Origin of the sequence: Candidatus Profftia lariciata (assembly GCF_020541265.1) — a bacterium.
GTDB classification, from domain to species: Bacteria; Pseudomonadota; Gammaproteobacteria; order Enterobacterales; family Enterobacteriaceae; genus Profftia; species Profftia lariciata.
This window is the reverse complement of the sequence record NZ_CP045925.1, coordinates 174,613-198,555: the sequence shown is the minus strand read 5'-3', so window position 1 is coordinate 198,555 and position 23,943 is coordinate 174,613. Positions and strand designations below refer to the sequence as shown.

The window sequence follows — 23,943 nt, the reverse complement described above, 5'->3', positions numbered from 1 at the left end:
TAGATCACAGTATATCTTCACTAAAGAAATAGTCTTTAATAAACCAAAATATAATTTATTATCTATAAGATTAATACGAATTTATAGTGTAAAATAAACTAGCTGAAGATGTAAAGACACCTTCTAAAGAATTAAATTAGGAAAAAGATTTAGTAAATGAGATATATACTAATATATGCATAATCATTATCAAAAATTTAATTATCCTGGTAAATAAATAACTTTCTTATACATTTATATTAAATAAATACTAAAATAAGAGCTGAACTGATAATTGCTTGATTACTAAAAAATACAGGTGTAAAAGTTACTCAAATATACAGGACATTAATTATAGTGCAACTTAACTATATGGCATACTTTTAATGATTACATTAATCATCATCTAGTTAAAATAGAAGATAATCGATCTAAAAAATTCGTAGTTATTAAAAATATAACAGGCAAACAAATTAGTATAAACTTAGCTGTCTTTGCATAAAATATGGTTTTATAGCTCACACTATATATACATTGGCACTATTCATCTGGATATGTATAATTAACAATTAATCTAATATGTGAGATTTTATAGACAATAATCAGTAGTACTTAATAAATAGTAATTGTTTCAATGTATTTAATGACTATTATGTTTAATAGAGTCTTTTATAAAAGTATATATTTTTTAAAAATTAAATTATTTATAATATTTATTAAAATTATGTAACATTTTGTATAAAAATAATAATTATTTAGAAAATAAACTTATTGTAAAGTTATTATTATACTTACATATACATATAATACTAGTATGAATATAAAATAATTTTATTATACTTAAAAATACAATAATTGCAAAATTTATAAAAACTATTTTGTAGTTATCAAGCTAACATTCTTTAATGATAAATATGTTAATTGATAATAAAATTATGTTAAAAAATTTATATATCAAAATACTACATTATTTTTTAAAAATACTTTTACAATAATATGTAAATATATTAATTATACTTACCATAAAGAAACTATAATGTTTTATAACACTTAGTCTTAAATGTAATAATATATAGTGTATACAAATAATATTATTAGACTACTAATATTATTACTTACTAACACGAGGTATTTAATTCTGGAAAACTTTTTACTAAATCATCAATCGCTTTTATTTGAACTAAAAATGGTTCTAATTTATTAATAGGTAACGCTGATGGACCATCACATAGTGCTTTTATAGGATCTGGATGAGATTCAATAAATAGTCCTGCTAAACCTACTGCAATACCTGAACGAGCTAGTTCTATTAATTGTACTCGACGACCATTAGATGTAATCTCAAAAGGATCCCGGCACTGTAAAGAATGAGTAACATCAAAAATAATTGGGTTACCCTTTGATACACTTTTCATTACACCAAAACCTAACATATCAACAACTAGATTATCGTAACCAAAATTAACGCCACGTTCACATAAAATAATTTTATTATTACCGTAATTTTGAAATTTATCAACTATATTACCCATTTGACTTGGGCTTAAAAATTGTGGTTTTTTTACGTTAATCACAATATTAGTTTTCGCCATGGTTTCAATTAAATCTGTTTGACGTGCTAAAAATGCTGGCAACTGTATTATATCAACTACATTCGCTACATATTGTACTTGTTCTGTAGTGTGTACATCAGTAAGAGTTTTCACACCAAAAACCTGTTTAATTTCTTGAAGAATAGATATACCTTTTTCGAGACCTGGACCACGGTAGGAATGTATTGAAGTACGATTAGCTTTATCAAAAGAAGCTTTAAAAACGTAAGGTATTGCAAGTTTTTGCGTTATATTAACATAATGTTCACAAATACGCATTGCTACATCACGTGACTCTAATACATTCATACCACCAAACAGAACAAATGGTAGATTATTGGCAACTTGAATGTCACCAATATTAACAATTTTATGCTTCATAAATAAACCTTAATATTCATATTATAGCTGACTGTATGAAATTCATTATTTTAATACAATGATTATGCATCATTGTTTATTATATTATGATATAAATATTCAGTAAATACCTTGTAATTAAGCATTTTTATTAAAAATTTTATTTCTATAATAATATATTAAAATATTATAAGTTCTTATATTTTAGGTAAAAAATTAGTAATTAATAAATATTACTACTTAAATGAATAGTGTGTATTAATGAATACATTTTTTATAATTAATGATTACTATTTATATATCTTATTACACATAATAAAATTACATTTTATATTGCATGTTCATTAATCACAATTTTTATTATTAGAACATATTATTTATGTATATTAATAAAGAATTGTTTAATGTTTTATTTTTATTGAAGATTATTATCTTGATCATATCAAGATATGATACATTATATATGTTATATAATAATATTATTCATATAAAGCAATATATATTGTTATCTTTAAAAATAAATATATTAGTTATCATAATGTTCAAACTAATATTTATAGACAATACATAGCATAAAATACTTAAAATGTATTGTTTGAAAAAATGATATTTAGTTGCAATATTTATTGATTTTTTATAAAAAAATTACATTTATTAAATAATATTTTTATTATGGTACTATATTGATAATCAATATAATTGTGAGCAGTAAATATTTTCATATTCATCATAATATTATTGTTATAAAAAAATTTTAAGAAATAATTACTTATTCGTATAATAAAAATTATAATGTATTTAAAATATTAATAAACAATTTTAGTTACTTAAAATAGTCATAATATGTGTGTAAGTTTAATAAATCAATATTATGTCTATTTTTTTAAAAAAATATATGAAATATTTTTACAAAATTTTATAATTTTTACAAATTACATATTATATAATAATATATTATTATATATGAATTAATAAATATATCTTAATTTTATTAAGATCATATTATTTTATAAAATAGTATGTTTATTATAAATAATAAAATTATATTTATATATTTATAACTATTTAGTATAATTTAAAAACTTATCAATTACTAAAAAATTAATATTCTTATATTAATATTAATAGATGTAATAATAGACATGCAATATTTAATACATTATTTCTAATAAAATAAAGTATTTATATAAATAATATATTTATATTTGTATCAATAAATTAAATATTTTTTATATATAATATTTATAGAAGTATTTATTATAATAAACAAATAATGTTTTACTTGTCTAATAACTTTAAATATTTTAAATATATTACATCAAAATATTATTATAAAAAATTAAATAATTAAATGTAATCAATACACTAATCTTATAAAGTAATACATCTTTATAAGATGTCATATAATATTTAAGATACGGTAATATTTATTTTATGATATATAATATTTTGTAAGATAATATTACTTTTAAATGTAATAAATTATTTTATATATACAACCAAACATATTAATAATTATTTAAATAATTTATTTTAAATTTTTTATCTTAAATTATACTAATGTTAATACCTTAAATATCAACCTACATATTTAGTTCTTATTGATATTTATTTAACTTGTATTATGATAAATGATATATTACTAAATATATAAGATTTTAGGTTTATAAAAAATATTTTATGCATATAACTAAAAAATAAAATTTTTTTATCAAAAAGTATTTTCATTAATATCTTAGTATATTTTATAAATATAAATTAACATAAATATATGATATATTTATGTAATATTGTATATATAAATATATATTATATTATTATCAATAATTAAATAAAATACTTGAATAGAAAAATATATTACTTTATTACATATGTTCTACGTAAAAGAAAAAATAAATATAAGATAATATAAAAAATAACAAAATTTATTATTGTATAATATATGTATAATGTCTAATACTATTAAACCTACTTAAATTATCATAATTGATAACTTAAGTAGGTTTAATAGTATATATATTTTAAATAAAACATATTAAATAATATAATATTTAAATATTGCATTATATTTATGTTATAATTAATTGTATTCCAAGTTAATATAGTATTTACAATATATGACTATCACTATAATATCGCATTAAATTAAGTAATTATACTACAATATATTTATTATCTTATTAAAACTACAAGTGTTAATTATATCAAAATATTTATTATATATAAATTATTAAGCATAGTTACTTTTATTGGTAATGTTATTAAGATTAAAACAAATACAAAAAATATCAAAAATAATTTTTAGTACCATTCAAAGTAAATATTAATTGAGTGTTATTATGAATTATTTATAAATATTAAAATATATGACCATATTACTTGATAAATAATAATGAAGTAATTAGTTAGTACTTAATCAATATATTAAATAAAAAATAAATTTAATTACTTATTTACATATAAAATATAGAATAAAAATAGACAATTAATATTGAATACATAATAGATTATAAAAAATAATAAATAGATATAATTACCTAATTATTATTTTTTAGAAAAGATACTATAATATTAAGTATATATAACACTATAAAATATATATAGTTATAATAATTTTTATATAGTATATTTATTATATATCTTAATATATAAATAGCAATATAAAACTATTAAAAAAAAATATATTTAATTATTTCTTAAAAACATAATCTTTATTTAAATAAAAAATTTAAATATTATTTTTTGTGATGTTATACAATTTTATGTATATTATTTAATAATATTATTAAATAATATTTACATAATAATATAATCACATTATTGTAAATAATGAAACATCTTATTAAAAGATAAATTTTATTAAGCATACTAAATAATAATATTTCACTTTTTTAAAATATATGAATATTAACTATAATAGTTTATTATAATTAATAATTACTAATTATTGTCAGTTAAGTAAGCTGTTAAATAATATTATTTAGTTTCTGATATTACAATAATAATTATTTTTAATAAAATTGAATCAATAATTATCATATAAAAATATTTTTAATTTTTAAGAATCTAATATAGATTAATATTTTATAATTGTTTGAAATATATTTATCATATTATTATTATAATAATTTAAATATACGATCAATATTATATATATTTAAATTTTATTGTTAGTATTTCATATTTATTTTTAATATTTATATAAACAATAAATATATGAAGTAAGCATAATGTTACTGTTTTATTTTTAGAATATAAAAATTTATTGATAATAGTATTGTATATTTTAATATTAAAATTAATGTATTACGTGATTAATATATGATTGATTGAATCAAATAAAATTTTTTATTACAAAATAATTAAATTATTGAATAAATTATTAAATATAAATTGTATTAATTTAGTATTTAATTATATTTTAAAGTATCAAAAAAATTTTTATAAAATATTTAAAAATATTAATAGTAATTTATTTATAACATGAAATATATTTAATACACTATTACTAATATAGTAATTTCCTATTTTATTTATTAATAATTTAATAATCAATATAATATATTAAGTATATATACATACTATTATGATAAACATAATCTTCTTTTAAAGAAAATTTTATAATTTATTAGCTTATTATTGTATGAGTAAGATATTTATTTCAAATAAATATAAAATATTATAATAAATATTTATTAGTATTATTTAATATTCATGACAATTATATAATATTAAATTATTAATAATATATTATAACATTTCCTTTATATTATTAATACTTAATATTAAGTAATTTATAATCTAAAAAAATTAATTAAAATTCTTCACGTAGTAGTAAGGATTTATCAATTTTTTCCCATGAAAACTTTTCACGACCAAAGTGACCATAGGTTGCTGTCTGACGATAAATAGGTTGAATTAAATCTAGCATCTTAATAATTCCATATGGACGTAAATCAAAAAATTTATGTACTAATAACATTAACTTATCTATAGATATTTTTTCAGTACCAAATGTTTCAATCATAATTGAGGTTGGTTCAGCAATTCCTATAGCATAAGATATTTGAATTTCACAACGATCTGCTAAACCAGCAGCAACAATATTTTTTGCAACATAACGCGCTGCATAAGTGGCTGAACGATCAATTTTTGAAGGATCTTTACCAGAAAATGCTCCACCACCATGACGAGCTGATCCTCCATAAGTATCAACAATAATTTTACGACCAGTTAGACCACAGTCACCCATTGGACCCCCTATAACAAAACGTCCAGTTGGATTAATAAAGTATTTAGTATTATAAGATAACCATTTTACTGGTAATATTGGTTTAATAATTTCCTCCATTACTGCTTCTTGTAATATTGATAGACTAATATCATTGGCATGCTGAGTAGAAAAAACAACTGCATCGATACCAACAATCTTACCATCTTCATATAGAAAAGTAACCTGACTTTTAGCATCTGGAAACAACCATGGTAATGTACCATTTTTACGTACTTGAGCTTGACGTTCCATTAAACGATGAGCATATGTTATTGGTGCAGGCATGAATGTTTCAGTTTCATTGGTTGCATAACCAAATACTACTCCTTGATCTCCAGCTCCTTGTTCTAAAGGATAAATTTTATTAATTCCCTGGCTTATATCTAGAGACTGTTTTCCGATAGCACTTAATACAGCACATGAATGAGCATCAAAACCCATTTCAGAACTGACATAACCAATTTCAGTAATTGTTTTGCGAGTTAGATCTTCAATATCTACCCATGCAGTAGTAGTAATTTCACCACCTACAAGCACCATACCGGTTTTAACGTAAGTTTCACAAGCTACGCGTGCTTTAGGATCCTGTTCTAAAATTGCATCAAGTACAGTATCAGAAATTTGATCAGCAATTTTATCAGGATGTCCTTCAGATACTGATTCAGAAGTAAAAAGATATTTAGCCATTATATTATTTTACCTTAATAAAATTAATTATTTATAATTTATAATACTAAATATAGACATAATATTTAATATGATTAAATCATTTTATATAAAATTTATTTTTATTATCTAAGCATTAATACTTTATACACTAGAAAATAAATTTGTGCTTAAAAATATTTTTTATAAAAAATATTATAAATAACGTATCTTATAAAAACTTTCGATTACAATATTTTTATATATAATTTTATTAAATTATCATTATTTTTAGATGATCAGCATTTTTTATATATGTTTATCGAATAATTATATATAAATATAAAAATTAACATAATTATCAATCTTTATAGATAGTAAGAATATCAAGATAATTTCATATAAAATAAATATTAAGATTTTTGCATTAAGCAATTTAGGTGCTATAAAAAATAAAAAAGTTATTAATTATACTTTATAATTAGTTGTATAAAAATGAATTTTTAGATTTATGCAATAAATAACAAAACATAAAATACATAAATAATGATTGAATTATTATTTATACAAACCTATATTTATTATTATAATAATAAATTTTATATTAAAAATATTATGATACTAATAATTATTAATATCATAATATAAAAAAATTTTTAGATTATTAATATTATTATAATATAATAAATTTTAAATGTTCTTATATAAGAACTATAAGAAGATGTGTATTACATTGTAAATATCTCATAATAAATAATTATACTATTCAGTTGAATATCTTAAGTATTATGTTTTATATTATTATTAAAATAATATGCAATAAATTTATTTATATGTATAGTATAAACGCGATATACCATACTTTCTATATTATATAGTATTTTATTAAAAAAATTATTTTTAATAAAATATTAAATGTTATACATGACTTTAATTTTTACAAAAATAATGTAAAAAACATAAGTTTATATAAATAATATATGTTTAGACATTAATAATTTTCATATTAATATATAATAATTAATTATATTTCTATTAAATTAAAAAAATATAATATAAACAACAATAAATAGAATATCAATACTTATAAATAATTTTAACTATTTTATATAAAACTAATACAGTCAAATTAATAACTAAAGCATAAAAAATTTAAATAAAATACGCTATTATATTAATAAATGATTAATTACGAGTATTAGATTATAATGAGTAATATCTAATATATTTTATGTATCATATTATGATTTTTATTTAACAACATATTAATTTATATTAATAAAATAATAATATATTTTATACTATTTTAAATAATATTTATTTGCAGTCTATATTTGATTAATTTCATAATTATTAGTTTGTAACTAACAAATTATATACTAAAAATAGATTAATATGTAATAAATATATTTAGTATATCAAATATATTAAGAATATTACGATTATAATATATAGATTGCCAATCTAAATTATTGAATGAAATTATATTTGTTATCTTACTGTAAATTTTTATTAAATAAAAAAGTTTTTATCATATACAATATATATTATATATTTGTAATAGTCTACCATAATATTATGTGTGTATAATGTATATCTAATAGATAAGATATTTTGCTAACGTATTTTATATAATTATTCTTATGTAATAGAATTATATTACTAGTAAAACCAGTAATACCAATAAATTTGAGTAATTAGTAATATCACATATACTATAAATTAAACAAGATAATATAATTAGTTAAACCATCTTATATAAAATAATAATATATTTGTTATTTAATTATAAACATACCATATCAGTATTCTTGACGAATATTATTAATGAATATCAATAACTTAAAAAGTTATATTAATTGACTATGCAATAAATAATTATCATTAAGATATCTATTAACTATATACAACCTAAATTAAATCTAATAAGTATATTAGTTATTATTAAAATAAATACAGGTACCTATTATATAGGTTGTTAAATATTATATATATAAAGTATTTACTATTATAAAATATCAGTACTAACTAATTATATTTAAAATCCATCGGATTCAAGTTTTTAATGTAGTAATTTAGTTAAAGTATTTTACAGATAAGTTTCGTATTTAAGTAAAAATAATATATTAATTAATAAGTGTATTATACTTCTATATTTAATATATATAATACTTAATATGCGTTATCATAATAATTATTCTTACAAAGAAAATACTTATAACCATATCTATATGCTTAAAAAGAATTTATTATTATATAATACTGCAACAGTATATACATTAAATCATGTACACTCTATTATTCAAGAATAATATAATGTTTGTATTATTTTATCTAGTATAACATACATTAACTGGTGTTTGTACTTGATTTAATATAGCACGAATTGGCATTTCGTATATATTGCTACCCTGTATAGCGCGCTGATATACATCATATTTTTTATTTCCTATGATATACAAATAAATACAATAGCTATTCAATAAGGTTGGTAGTGTCAAGGTAATGCGATCTAAATTAGCAGTTAATGGTTTTATTCCCATACATACTCGACCGGAATCCATTGCTAAAGCTTGATCTAAATTATCTGCCTTAGGGAAAAGAGACGCAGTATGGCCATCTTCACCCATTCCTAATATAACCACATCAAACGGACGTTTGATAATTTTTAGCTGATGTTCTATATGTATAGCTCCAGCAAAGGGAGTAGCATAATTATTTTTTAAACTAATAAACATTGCATTTACTGCATAATCCTTTAACAAATATTTACGTACTAAGTATTCATTACTACAATTATCTGTTGTATCAACCCAACGTTCATCAGCTAAAGTTATAACCACTTTAGACCAAGCAATATCTTTCTGTGTTAAAGCTTTAAAGAGTCTTAAAGGAGTTTTACCTCCTGAAACTATTAAACTAGCCTGTCCTTTAGTGTTAATACTATAAGTAAGAGCTATAGCAATTTTTTCTACACAATATTCATTCATAACTTGTGTATTAGGAAAATTTTTAAAAAATACCATTACATATATACCCTTTTAAAATATTTATTATCATATCACAATATTAATTTACTTTTCATATATTATACTAAATCATTAGTTGACCTAAAATATATTGATTACTAACGCATGTGATGCATAGCCATTTCAATAGATGTATATGGACCCCAAGTACCAGCTTGATATAATTTAGGGGATTCATGATTATAGGACCAAGATTCTATAATAGCATCCACCCATTTCCAAGCTTCTTCCACTTCATCACGACGAACAAATAAGGCTTGAATACCACGCATAATCTCTAACAATAAACGCTCATATGCATCAGCTAGATATTCTTGATCAAAAGTCTCTGAAAATTTAAGATCTAATGCTGTTGATTTAAGACAATAATCATGATCTAAACCAGGTACTTTATTTACAAGGTCAATTTGAATCCCTTCATTAGAATGTAAACGAATAGTGAGTTTATTTTGTGGCAAAATATTATAAATATTACGGAATAGATTAAATTTAGTATTCTTAAAATAAATAACTATTTCAGAGTATTTACATGGTAAACGTTTACCGGTATGCAAATAAAAAGGAACACCAGTCCAGCGCCAATTATCAATATCTACACGTACAGAAACAAAGGTTTCTGTATTACTAATTTTGTTAGCACCTTTTTCTTCTAGATAGCCAGGAACCTTTATGCCTTGTACAATTCCTGCAGTGTACTGACCACGTACTGTATAATTACGTGCTTGAGTACGATCAATACAACGCAAAGAACGTAATACTTTAACTTTTTCGTCACGAATACAATCAGCTGAAAGATTCATAGGTGGTGACATAGCAATAATAGTAAGAATTTGTAATAAATGATTTTGAATCATATCGCGCATCTGACCTATTTCATCGAAGTATCCCCAACGACCTTCAATGCCTACTTCTTCTGCTACAATAATTTGTACATGATCAATAATACTATTATCCCAATTATTAATAAATAATGAATTAGCAAATCGTAATGCTAATAAGTTAAGAATTGTTTCTTTACCTAGGTAATGATCAATACGATAAATTTGCGATTCATCAAAAAATTTAGCTACTTGATTATTTATAACTCTTGAAGATTCTAAATTAGTACCAAGAGGTTTTTCTATGACAATACAGCTTGGTTTTTTATTTAATCCTGATGCATCCAAACCTTGACATATAGTACCAAAAGTACTTGGTGGCATCGCTAAATAATTAATATTAATATTTTTTTTCTGATTTATAATTTTAGCTAGATCTTTAAAGTTTTGAGTATCGTTAACATCAAGATTACAAAAATCTAAACGATTACTAAATCTTGTCCATAATTGTTTATTAATATTTTCTTTTAGAAAAAATTTTAATGCTTCATAAACAAATTTAATAAAAATATTTTTATTCCATTCAGCACGACCAACACCAATAATGCGTGTTTCTAAGTGAATATGACCGGCTTTTTCCAGCTGATACAGCGAAGGTAGTAATTTTCGGCGAGCTAAATCTCCTTTTACACCAAAAATGACTAGATCACAGGCTTGTGTTGTTGATGTAATAGCCATATACATCTCCCTTGTTGCAGAATACTGCAATTTATTGCTTGTATTACTTAATTTAGTAAAATTATTACTAATAATTATTTAGTTAAATAAGGTTATTTTAAATAAATTGCTTTATTATAATTTCTTGCTTAAAAAGCTAAGTATTAGCTTAATAAAGATTATTGTATCTTTTAAATAAAATATTTTTAATGAAATAATATTAATGTTTATACTCTAATATATATTAAATATTTTATATAAAATAAATATTGATTACTTAAAATAAAGAACAATGTATTTGTATCTTTATTCCATATAATTATATTTGTAATCACTAATTATACTGAATATCACAAATTATATTCAATTATTAACACAGAGTCTACATAAATATTATTAAATTATTTATTATTTAATATTAATTATTATTGTAATAAGGATTAATTAATATATTAATTTAGTGATCTTAAGGCATTACATATCACTATATAATACATAAATAATTAAAAATATGCCGATGTAATATTAAGTAAAATTTAATTAATAGTTAAGGAAAGTATATATAAAAGTACCTAAAAGACATATTTATAAAATAATTATAACATGAAACATCTAGAGTATAGTATATTATATGTATAATTTGATTACTTAGGTAGTATAAAATTATTTATGTAAATAATAATAAAATATATAATTATATAATATTATAATAAAAAATATTTTAATAAATTTTAAATAATGAATTTTAACATATCTTAATGAAGAAACTATAATAATTAATAAATAAAAGATATAAATAAAATATATTAATATTCAATATATTTATTATTTTAAATACATAATATATTAAAATATTTAATTAAATATATATAAATTATTAAAATAATCACTATCCTACATATATTAAATACACAAATATATTATACTAAATAAAATAATATTCTCTATAAAAATTAATTTCATATAAATATTGTTATAATATAATTGTTAAAATTATTTTATCTAGATTACTAGATATAAATTAGTAATAATTTATTACAAGTAAAATTTAATATTAAATTATTTTCTTAGTTACTATAAATTATATCATACTATTAAATATAACTTAAATATAATTTAAAAAAATATTATTTACAATAAATATCATATAAAAATTTTGGCGGTATGAACAATATAGCTATTATTTTAAATATAACTAAGTTATAACTAATATTAATAACATTCTAAATTAAAGAAGCATTTCATTAATTAATTATTTAATGAATAACCTTTTAAGTTATTACAGTATGTTTTAGGCTTAATTGATATTTAATTGTTTTATAGTTTTTATATATAAAATATTAAAAACAGAAAACATAAAAATTATTCTAATAAAATGACATATATAATAAATTATAAACTGAATATTTCTATAATTTTTTTAAAAAAATAAATACTTTAATTGATAATTTTAAATATATAAAATATTTTGTATTAATTATAAATCACTATTTTTTCATAATAAATATATAAATTAATATTTAATAAATACTATTAAATACTATTTATTAATGATACAAGAATAACAAATAAAAAATTATTAATTTTGTATTTTAAGTATAAAATAAAAAAATTAATTAAGCTATATGCTAGTAACTAGTCTAGTTATATTATACGTAATATAATACATAGAATAATTAAATATTATTTATTAATGAATAATTTTAATCATAAATGTATATAAAAAATAATATTTAGGTTAACAATAACATATTAACTAATAATCACAAATATCTAAATAATAGTAGAATAACTTAATATAGTATATACAGATTACTAATATTCTTAATATTAAAATATTTAATAAATATGTTATATAGGTTTTTATTATTTATTTATAATAACCTATAATATAGCTCATATATTATACTTGTTATATATATTTACAATAAATATTAAATATATTTAATATTATATAAATATAATATAAAAAATAATAAATAATTATTTGAATTTAATTTTTATAACGTTTTCTTAAATAAAATACATATTCATATTATTTAATTTTTATGGAATCTTGTAATATTTATAAGATACATTGTTATTTATTTTAAATATTTATACATGTAATATTACTACAATACAACTGGATAATGTTATTATTGTATAATTAAGTGTAATAAATATATTTTTAATAATAAAAAAAATATTGTTACAGTCTTAATGATAATTTTATTTTAATATTTATAATAAAAAATTTTATATCAGTTAAGAAAAGTATTACTTATTTATATTTTTATGTTTATATTAAACAATAGATAATTATATATAATATTTTAAAAAAATAAATTATATATGTACTTTTTAAGTATTTATTATCTAATAAATGCAAAAATAATATATACATTATTTAAATTAATCATATTTTTGTTATTTTATATAACTATATTATATATAACTTAATTGATATCACATACTTAAATATCTATTAAACTATTTATAAAAATATTATTATTAGTATTTGAGAAACATGTAACTAATAATAGTTAGTCCTATATTGTTATATTTATAATAGATTAAGACATATTAAATAACTAATTTTCTAGGATAAATTTTAAATGTATCAATCATTGCAACAAAACAATTTACCTCGTATTATTTTTGGAGTTTTATTTATCTCACTAATGATTGTTGCTTGCTTATGGATTATAAAACCATTTATTCTTGAATTAACATGGGCAAGTATAATTGTCATTGCAACTTGGCATATGCTTATTAACCTACAAAATATATTTTGGGGTAAACGTTGGATAGCTGTATTGCTTATGACACTATTACTGTTTTTATTTTTAATAATTCCAATTACTTTAATTATTAGCAGTTTAATTAATAATAGCAAATCTATGTTAGTATGGGCCTCATCAGCTAAAAACTGGTCAATCCCAGATTTATTGTGGCTTCAAAGCATTCCTACAATTGGTCATAATATTTATAAAAATTGGCACGCTATTTTCACAAATAGTGGAAGCATGATAATAGCTAAAATACAACCATATATTGGTCAAACCATTACTTGGTTTTTAGCACAAGCTGCTCATCTAGGATCTTTTTTATTACATTGCTCACTTATGCTTTTATTTAGCGCTTTACTATATAGTAAAGGTGAAAATGTAGCTCTAGGTATTCGTCATTTTGCAATTCGATTAGGTTCTGATCGTGGTGATGCTGTAATTATTTTAGCTGTTCAAGCAATTCGTTCTGTTGCTTTATGTATAGTGATTACTGCATTAGTGCAATCAATTTTAGGCGGGATTGGATTGGCAATTAGTGGTATCAACTATGCAACGTTGTTAACAGTATTTATGTTTATTTGTTGTCTTGCACAACTTGGGCCATTATTAATATTAATACCTGCTATTGTATGGCTTTATTGGATTGGAGATAGTACTCACGGTACTATGTTACTGATATGGAGTTGTATAGTTGGCACACTAGATAATTTTTTACGTCCAGTATTAATTCGTATAGGTGCTGATTTACCAATGGTATTATTGCTATCCGGCGTTATTGGTGGGTTATTAGCGTTCGGTATGCTAGGTTTGTTTATCGGACCTGTTGTATTAACTGTTTCCTATCTCTTAGTATCATCATGGGTACAAGAAGCTCCTAAACCAAAAAAGACTAATAATAAATTACGACATTATATCTAAAAAAGTAAATAATAGATCATTACATGATATGACTTATAATGATGTATTTTAAATACAACATATAAAAGAGATCTTTGTAATGTATTATATTATTTAAAAATCTTACTGTTATTAATATTAGATTAATAATTAACACAAAATTTAACTACATCAAATATAAATATATTTGAATTAAGCAACACTAGTTACTTTTTAAGTAGTACTACTATCATATAAAAAATATTTAAATAACTAAGTTAATTCATAAAAAAATATTTAATGAATGACATTAATTTAACATAACATATCTAATTGATGATGACAGTATATTATAAATATTTTTATTAAAAAATTTTCTGATTTTTTATTCATTATACATGATATTTTTGAATAACTTTTAAATAAAAAAATATATTTTAATACAATATTAAGCATGCCAATTTAGGCACTAATTATATTTATCTTGGATTAAGATTATTTGTTGTTGTACTAAAAAATTTTTTATTATTAAATAATAACATATTGATAAATTATAAATACAATATATAAATTATCAATATAAAAAAATATTTTTTATATATACATCTAAATTATAACTTACTAAATAAATATTTAATAAAATATAGCAATAATACAGAAAATATATAACTTTTAACATATTATGTATATCTTCAAATTAAGAAATCACAACAAATTAAGCAATCTTTATTTATTATTAAATAGAATGATGTAAAAAAGTATACACTGTACTTATAATTTATATTATATATACAATAGATTGATGTTATAAGCTAATTTATATAATTATAATTAAATAATTATTAAAATACATGAATCATATAATATAAATATTAATAATAATATTTATATATTAAAATCATTTAATCATCAATTAATAAATAAAAAAATTTTTAATATAAATGATTTTAATATTTGTAGTATACTCAAAAATAATTTATTATTTTTTTCTTATTAAATAATAAATTTTAAAAATACACAATATAATAAATTTCTAAAATTAGCAAAAATATTTGCTTGTAATAAAAACACGTTTTATCAATATTAGACACAAATAAATGCTTAAAATATATAATATTAATTTATTATAAAACTGTAAATAATTACAGTACTATTACTAATAGTAACTATTTACAATAAATCATAAAAGTATATTTTATAAGCAATAATTATTATCAATAAAATATTTATTTTTCAATATAATTACATGGTTTAACTATTTTATAGTATAATTATTTAACAATAAACGATTAAGATTATAAATGAATAAAGATATCAATTTACCACTGCAATTAACTAAAGCTGCGGTTAAAAAACTAAAAATAATAATTGCAAAAAAAAAACAACCAAACTTAAAGTTAAGAGTTTACATTAATGGCGGTGGTTGTAATGGTTTTCAATATTGTTTTACTTTAGATAAAAAAGTAAATAAAGATGATATTCTTATTTGTAAACAAGATGTTATGTTAGTTATTGACTCAATTAGTTTACAATATTTAATCAACGGATCTATTGACTATAGTGAAAATATAGAAGGTTCTCGCTTTATTGTAATTAATCCTAATGCTAAAACTACATGTGGTTGTGGATCCTCTTTCAGCATTTGATCGTTAATAAAGTTTAATGAGATAATATATTATTATTGAGTATCATTAGTTAATAAATTAACTTAATTTTTACAGAAATATACATTTTAATTTTTAAGATAATATTCATAATTTAACAATTATAGGTATTTACTAAAAATTTTACAGAAATTTAATTAATAAGAAATATTGTATTATGAATAAGTAAAAATAAGAAAATATATCAAGCAATATAAAATTGTAAATGAATTGTATGTACAACTTATTCTTTGTAATTAAAATTAATTAGTATATAGTAAATTATATTAATAAAACTTATCTTAGATAAAGACATAAAAATATTACTACATAGATTAAACTATTATTAATAAATAACGATACCCATAGTAATATTACTTAAAAATATAAATATCTTATTTTAAAGATATCATTCATAAAAAATAATTTTTTATATTACTAGTATCTTAAAAATCTTTATAACTATTAGTAAAATAAATTATAAAATATTTTATCTAACTAGTTATAATATATAATACTTTTTATCATTTTTAATAATAAATTAACCTTAGAAATGATATTATCATGAAAAATAAAAAATATTAATAATATTATTAACAATAACTACATTATAGTAATTAATAATATTTAAGTTATATACGTAATAAAGTTAATATATAAAATATATTTTTTGAATAAAATTATTATAATAAATGTTATACTATAAAACTCAATACTTATTAATTTATTATTAATATAATATAACAAATATATAATGATTTATCTTATAATGTAAAATAATTTTTATTAACTATAATTCATCATTATTATAATATGTAAGTAATTATAAATTATTTATAAATAATCATTATTAACATAATAGTATTTATTGCAAAATATATTTAATTTTTAGTTTTATAAAAAATGTATTATAATTATTAAAATTAATATTAAAAGTTTTTATTACCGCAAATGATTCTATAGAATAGAGTACTATAAATTTTAATATTATTCAACATAATCAAACTACATCGTAACATATAAAAATATACCATTAATATTAATACTTTAATATTTTATACGAATTATAAATAATATAAATATATTCTATAATAAATATACAGTTTACTACTGATATTTATATATATTATTTTATAATAGATAAAAAATATTATATTATAAATATCAGTATAATTCAGAATATAATATTAATTCAAAGATACTAAAATATTATAATGACATATTAAGAATGAGAAATGACATAGTAATAAAATAATTATAGATACATCAATTTAGAGGTTATTACTTATCTTAATAAAATAGAATTTTATTTATATATAATCTACTATATTTTATTCAGTACTATTGATTAGCAGTAATACCTAAATAAATATAAATTTTCAATTAATTAGAAAAAATATTTATTACTAAATATACTACATATTATAGTATCTTTAATGATACTATAATATCTGGTATATAGCATACAATATGTTACGATCGTATTTTAATATCATTTAAACAAAGATAAAACATGAGTAATGTAATCTTAGATTTACAAATTGCTTGCAAAAAAATTGATAGCCTTCCTACTAAAAATAATTTTAGACAATGGCTAGAAGCAGCTATACAATCACATTATACAAAAAAAGTAGAAGTTACCATTCGTCTTATAGATAATGCTGAAAGCTATTTGCTAAATATGACTTATCGTGGTCAAAATAAACCAACTAACGTGTTATCATTTCCATTCACAGCACCTATTAGCATGAATATACCATTATTAGGTGATATTATCATCTGTCGTCAGTTAATAGAAAAAGAAGCAAAAGATCAAAAAATAAATGTGCAATCACATTGGGCACATATAGTTATACATGGAGTTTTGCATTTACTAGGTTATAACCATATCTTAGAAGAAGAAGCAACAAAAATGGAAACCTTAGAAATGGAAATTTTGCATAAACTAAAAATATTTGATTGTATATTTACTCAACAATAATCTCATATTTTTAGAACTTATGTATTCAAGAATAACAACGCAATTACCAATTGTTAATTAAACGTTAAAATTATAGGTAACCATACATTAATACTATGAGTGATGATCATTCGCAAAACGCTACCGATAGCCCTAGTATCAAAAAAAAATTTTTTTCACTTATTCTTAACCTATTATTTCATGAAGAACCTAAAAACCGTAAAGATTTAGTTACATTAATTCGTGATTCTGAACAAAATGAACTTATAGATCCTGATACCCGTGATATGTTAGAAGGTGTAATGGATATTGCCGAACAACGAGTTCGTGATATTATTATTCCACGAAGTCAAATGATTACTGTACAATGTAATCAAACTCTGGAAGAGTGTTTAGATGTTATTGTTGATTCTGCACATTCTCGCTTTCCAGTGATCAGTGAAGACAAAGATCATATTGAAGGAATATTAATGGCAAAAGACTTACTACAGTTTATGCATAGCACTGCAGAACCATTCAGTATTCAAAAAATATTACGCGCTGCTGTAATTGTGCCAGAAAGTAAACGTGTTGATCGCATGCTTAAAGAATTCCGTTTACAACGTTATCACATGGCAATCGTTATTGATGAATTCGGCGGAGTTGCTGGCTTAGTAACTATTGAAGATATTTTAGAACTTATTGTAGGTAAAATAGATGATGAATATGATGAAGTAGAAGATCGTGATGTCCGTCAAATAAGTCGTCAGATGTATACAGTACATGCACTAATTCACATTAAATATTTTAACGATATTTTTAGCACCCATTTTAGTGATAAAGAAGTAGATACCATAGGTGGTTTAATCATGCAAGCATTTGGACATTTACCAACACGTGGTGAAATAATTAATATAGATGGCTATCAATTTAGAGTTACTATGGTAGATAGTAGACGAATTATACAGGTTCATGTTAAAGTACCGCCTAATTCTCCTGAACCTATATTGAATGCATAGTATATAATAATATGTCTTTATTATTTCAATATAATTATGTGCTGATTTTATTATCTTGTATACTAGGTGCTATTGGTACTTTTTCATTTTCTCCATATGATTTTTGGCCAGCGGCATTACTTTCTATCATAGGTTTGCTGTCTATTAATTTAAATAAAACAACTAAACAAACTATTGTATTAGGTTTTTCATGGGGGATAGGATTATTTGGTACCGGAATTAACTGGATTTATCTTAGCATAAAACAATTTAGTTGTATGTCAATTCCTATTAATATATTAATAATAATTATACTTATTTTATATCTTGCTCTTTATCCTATGTTTTTTTCTGGATTACTAAATTATTTTTGGCCCATCACGAATGTTTGGCGTTTAGTTATTGTATCTCCTGCATTATGGCAAATTATTGAGTACCTAAGAGGTTATGGTTGTATAGGATTTCCTTGGTTACAATTTGGATATAGCCAAATAAATGGTCCTTTAAAAGGGCTAATACCTATTTTTGGTGTAGAAACTATTACTTATTTATTAATAACTATTAGCGGTTTATTAGTCTTATCTATATCATTGTCTAAAGTAATACCTACAATTTTAGCTTTTTTATTATTATTAAGTCCATTGCCATTGCGTAAAATTGAATGGTTTTATAAACAGTATAATAAACCTGTTAATGTTGCATTAGTACAAGGCAATATTGAACCATCCATAAAATGGAATACAAATTCACTAAAGAATACATTACAGATTTATATAGATGCATCTCGACCCTATTTAGGTAAGAATAAAATTATTATTTGGCCTGAGTCTACAATTATAGATACTGAAAAACATCAAAAAAAATTTTTAAATATGCTAGATAGATTATATCGATTATACCACAGTGTTCTGATTACAGGTATTATTGATGAGCGTACAGATGCATATAAATCACATTATTATAATACTATTATTGTATTAGGAGATTACATACCTTATCAGCATGATAATAAGAACCGTTATGATAAATATCATCTGGTACCATTCGGAGAGTTTATACCAATTAAATATATATTTATGCATTTAGCTCATTTTTTTAATATACCTATGTCATCTTTTAGTAAAGGCCAGTATATTCAACCGCCACTGACAGCACAAGATTATAAAATAACTGCTACTATTTGCTATGAAATAGTATTTGGTGAAGAAGTACGAACTAATTTTTTGTCTAATACTAACTTTTTGCTCACTATTTCTAATGATTCTTGGTTTGGAGACTCTATTGGTCCTTGGCAACACTTACAAATGGCTCGTATGCGTGCATTAGAACTTGGTCGTCCTCTATTATGTAGCACTAATAACGGCATTACTGCTGTAATAGATGCCACAGGTAAAATTATTGCTCATATACCGCAATTTGAACGTAAAGTTCTAGAAGCAACTATATTACCAACTACTGGTATTACTCCTTATGCTCGTTTTGGTTATATTCCATTATGGAATATAACTTTTATTATGTTGAATTTAGCGCTATTTTTAAACTTCAAAAATAATTATTTTAATAAATCTACTAATATATAGTCTATCTAAATATATATTTATTTAGTAAATTATATATAATATGACATACTAAATAGTATGTAACATAATAATGCGATATATATTACTTTTATTAAGTAATTTATATTAACATTATTAAGTTAATTTTAATAGTATTACATACTTAAGTAATAACAATAATATTACATTAAATATTTTATTTTAACAACTATAAGATTAAATTATAATTTTATGAGTAATATTTAATGAAATGAATAATTATTTTAATCATAGTATATTAATACAATTATATTATCATGCTTGTTTATAGTAAAAAATATTTTGTCATAATTACTTCTTTATTACTTATATTGCTATTATGAGTAATGAGTATTTTAAACAAAACAATGGTTATATTTATTGAATATATAAATTTTATTTTTATTGATATAAATACTTATTATTTATATAATTAACTTTTAAAGTTTCTTGATTCAACTATAAGAATGTATATACCTAATTTATTAATCTTGAAGAATCATAAAATTATATAAATAGTAGAAATTATAAAATAAATTCATACTACTATCTTAATAAGATAGTACATCATAGTATTGATCAGAAAATAATTTTTTATACATTATAAGTTTTATCTAGATATCAATTGATATTACAAATATATCCATAAACAATCTTTATTGTAATTAGTATATTAAAAATATTAATAATACATTATATTAGATATATTATTAAAGTGAATATTATTCATTTAATTTTATCAAAATTTATTTAATAAAAATAATCATATCATATATAAATGCAAGCAATGTTTATTTAATTAATAATTAAAAATTTTTGTTAATTATTACAATATAATATACATACAAAATTATTTATATAGCTATTGCTATAAATTTATGTATTGGTTTAACCATGCGATCTTGAGCAGCTACTACCTGTAGCTCATAAGTACACATTTTTTTAGTAATTAATATTACTTCATATACTGCTGCAGTCATATACTCTAATGCTTCTTTTAATGACTTACCTTGTAGCATTCCTACTAATAGTAGTCCACTAGTTAAATCACCAACACCTACTGGATGATGTTCACCAAAATCTACCAATGGACGATGAATATGCCATGCTTGATCAACTGTAACTAAAATCATTTCAAAACTATTTTTATCGTAACCAGCACAAGCTAAATGTTTAATTAAAACAATTTTACTACTATTAGCAATTATATTACGGGCAGCAATTAGTGCTTCTTTTACATTTTTAATATTACTTCCACTTAATCTTTCTAGCTCAAGTAAATTAGGTGCTATAATGTCACTATCTTTTAAAGCATCATGCGCAAAAAAATCAGCAATACCAGGAGCAACAAGACAGCCTTTTTCTGGATGTCCCATTACTGGATCGCAAAAATACCAAGCATTAGAATTTGCATTTTTTACTGTACGCACAATATCTAAAATATGTCTTCCCTGCTCTGGTGAGCCAATATATCCACTTAATATAGCATCACAGTTTTTTAGTTGATCGATACCTGCAATTCCTTGCACAATTTCAGTTAAATGATTAGCTGGCATAACAATACCAGTCCATTGGCCATACTGAGTATGATTAGAAAATTGAACTGTGTTTAACGGCCAGACATTTACACCCATACGACGCATAGGAAATACAGCAGAACTATTTCCTGCGTGACCAAAGACTACATGAGATTGAATAGATAAAATATTTTTCATAGATCTGGCCTATATTATTTGTATTGAAGATAGTTATTTTATTTATCAGCCAAATCAATAAAAGCACTTAGTTTTAAACTATCATAAAAAACTAACATAGCATTATCGAAAATAAAACCTAAATTTTATGATATGTGTAAATTTATTAATATTAATATATAAATTATTAATTGATTGAATCAATTTTTTACATGAAAGAAATATTTCTAATTTAAAATAAATATTAATGTCTTGTTTAAGATGTTATAAAAATATTTAAGATGTATAATATAACCATATTTTAGGTATATAATTATAAAGATGATATTTTATTACAAATAATATAGCTAATTTAGTTGTATGAACTGAATTATTTAATATATATACAATATATATTATAATATACAAAATATATTATTAATTTTTATGTTATAAAAATATAATAAGTAAATATGCTATATTAAATAATTCAAAAATGTAATAAATTAATATTAAATATATCATAATAAAATTTATTATATGATCTATTTATTATTTTTAAATATAAAATATTATATTTTTTAAAAAGATATGATAATTATAATTAATATTTACTATTAAAAATTATTTAAATGCAGATGTAACAATTAGTTAATTATTTTATTAAAAATAATATTTTAGTTAAAAATTTATTAAATAATATTCAATACTTTAGTACTAACTAATTTAGTTAGTATATTCCTATGATCTATAAAACATATACAACATTGCAATACATAATTAGTTTTAATTAGTAATATACTAATATTTATTATAAATATTATTTAAGATTTTTATTTGAAAAATAATAATATGAATAATTAATACTATACATAAAATTACACTATAATAATATATTAAATATTATTTTAATAAAATAAGTACTCCATGAATTTATGTTAGTTTAAATAATTTTTTACAAAAATATATAATATATGTTATATAAATAATATCAACTGTATTATTATAATATAAAAACTATAAATAATTTATTTATTTTAATATTAAATTAAT

10 protein-coding genes are annotated in these 23,943 nt (G+C 20.2%); 5 read left to right on the top strand and 5 right to left on the bottom strand.

The annotated features are described in order from the left end of the window. Window positions 1-1,097 precede the first annotated feature (1,097 nt). From kdsA to zwf, 4 genes are all read right to left on the bottom strand, one after another. Complete coding sequence (kdsA, locus tag GII40_RS00435) at window positions 1,098-1,952, bottom strand: 3-deoxy-8-phosphooctulonate synthase (RefSeq protein ID WP_226813444.1); 855 nt, start codon at window positions 1,950-1,952, stop codon at window positions 1,098-1,100. Between the two features lie 3,793 nt (window positions 1,953-5,745). Continuing rightward, window positions 5,746-6,891, bottom strand: coding sequence for a methionine adenosyltransferase (metK, locus tag GII40_RS00430; protein WP_226813443.1), 1,146 nt, complete (start codon window positions 6,889-6,891; stop codon window positions 5,746-5,748). 2,288 nt (window positions 6,892-9,179) lie between these two features. Then, window positions 9,180-9,875, bottom strand: a complete 696-nt coding sequence (gene pgl, locus GII40_RS00425) for a 6-phosphogluconolactonase (RefSeq protein WP_226813442.1) — start codon at window positions 9,873-9,875, stop codon at window positions 9,180-9,182. Window positions 9,876-9,976: 101 nt separating this feature from the next. After that, complete coding sequence (gene zwf / locus GII40_RS00420; protein ID WP_226813441.1) at window positions 9,977-11,434, bottom strand: glucose-6-phosphate dehydrogenase; 1,458 nt, start codon at window positions 11,432-11,434, stop codon at window positions 9,977-9,979. A 2,576-nt stretch (window positions 11,435-14,010) separates the two neighbouring features. Between zwf and ydiK the strand changes: the two genes are divergently transcribed. The 5 genes from ydiK to lnt all read left to right on the top strand — a co-directional run bounded on the left by ydiK (window position 14,011) and on the right by lnt (window position 21,220). Further along, entirely contained in the window at window positions 14,011-15,102 is a 1,092-nt protein-coding gene (gene ydiK / locus GII40_RS00415; protein WP_226813440.1) for an AI-2E family transporter YdiK, read from the top strand. A 1,259-nt stretch (window positions 15,103-16,361) separates the two neighbouring features. Continuing rightward, a complete protein-coding gene (erpA, locus tag GII40_RS00410) occupies window positions 16,362-16,706 on the top strand; it encodes an iron-sulfur cluster insertion protein ErpA (protein WP_226813439.1) in 345 nt (114 codons plus the stop codon). A gap of 1,510 nt (window positions 16,707-18,216) precedes the next feature. Next, window positions 18,217-18,684 carry an rRNA maturation RNase YbeY gene (ybeY, locus tag GII40_RS00405; RefSeq protein WP_226813438.1) on the top strand — a complete coding sequence of 156 codons (468 nt, stop codon included), beginning with the start codon at window positions 18,217-18,219 and terminating at the stop codon, window positions 18,682-18,684. A gap of 95 nt (window positions 18,685-18,779) precedes the next feature. Next, entirely contained in the window at window positions 18,780-19,661 is an 882-nt protein-coding gene (gene corC / locus GII40_RS00400; RefSeq protein ID WP_226813437.1) for a CNNM family magnesium/cobalt transport protein CorC, read from the top strand. An 11-nt stretch (window positions 19,662-19,672) separates the two neighbouring features. Next, the gene (gene lnt, locus GII40_RS00395) at window positions 19,673-21,220 is read left to right on the top strand and encodes an apolipoprotein N-acyltransferase (RefSeq protein WP_226813436.1); all 1,548 of its coding nucleotides are present in this window, start codon (window positions 19,673-19,675) and stop codon (window positions 21,218-21,220) included. An 851-nt stretch (window positions 21,221-22,071) separates the two neighbouring features. Here the strand turns inward: lnt and pdxY are convergent. Then, window positions 22,072-22,932 (bottom strand): pyridoxal kinase PdxY, encoded by an 861-nt coding sequence (gene pdxY / locus GII40_RS00390; protein ID WP_226813435.1) that lies wholly within the window; start codon window positions 22,930-22,932, stop codon window positions 22,072-22,074. Between the last annotated feature and the right edge of the window lie 1,011 nt (window positions 22,933-23,943).

Excerpts from the sequence above, each read along its gene's own strand:
- zwf (WP_226813441.1), bottom strand. The coding sequence starts at position 11,434 with ATGGCTATTACATCAACAACACAAGCCTGTGATCTAGTCATTTTTGGT.
- erpA (WP_226813439.1), top strand. The coding sequence starts at position 16,362 with ATGAATAAAGATATCAATTTACCACTGCAATTAACTAAAGCTGCGGTT.
- pgl (WP_226813442.1), bottom strand. The coding sequence starts at position 9,875 with ATGGTATTTTTTAAAAATTTTCCTAATACACAAGTTATGAATGAATAT.
- pdxY (WP_226813435.1), bottom strand. The coding sequence starts at position 22,932 with ATGAAAAATATTTTATCTATTCAATCTCATGTAGTCTTTGGTCACGCA.
- ydiK (WP_226813440.1), top strand. The coding sequence starts at position 14,011 with ATGTATCAATCATTGCAACAAAACAATTTACCTCGTATTATTTTTGGA.
- lnt (WP_226813436.1), top strand. The coding sequence starts at position 19,673 with ATGTCTTTATTATTTCAATATAATTATGTGCTGATTTTATTATCTTGT.
- kdsA (WP_226813444.1), bottom strand. The coding sequence starts at position 1,952 with ATGAAGCATAAAATTGTTAATATTGGTGACATTCAAGTTGCCAATAAT.
- metK (WP_226813443.1), bottom strand. The coding sequence starts at position 6,891 with ATGGCTAAATATCTTTTTACTTCTGAATCAGTATCTGAAGGACATCCT.
- corC (WP_226813437.1), top strand. The coding sequence starts at position 18,780 with ATGAGTGATGATCATTCGCAAAACGCTACCGATAGCCCTAGTATCAAA.
- ybeY (WP_226813438.1), top strand. The coding sequence starts at position 18,217 with ATGAGTAATGTAATCTTAGATTTACAAATTGCTTGCAAAAAAATTGAT.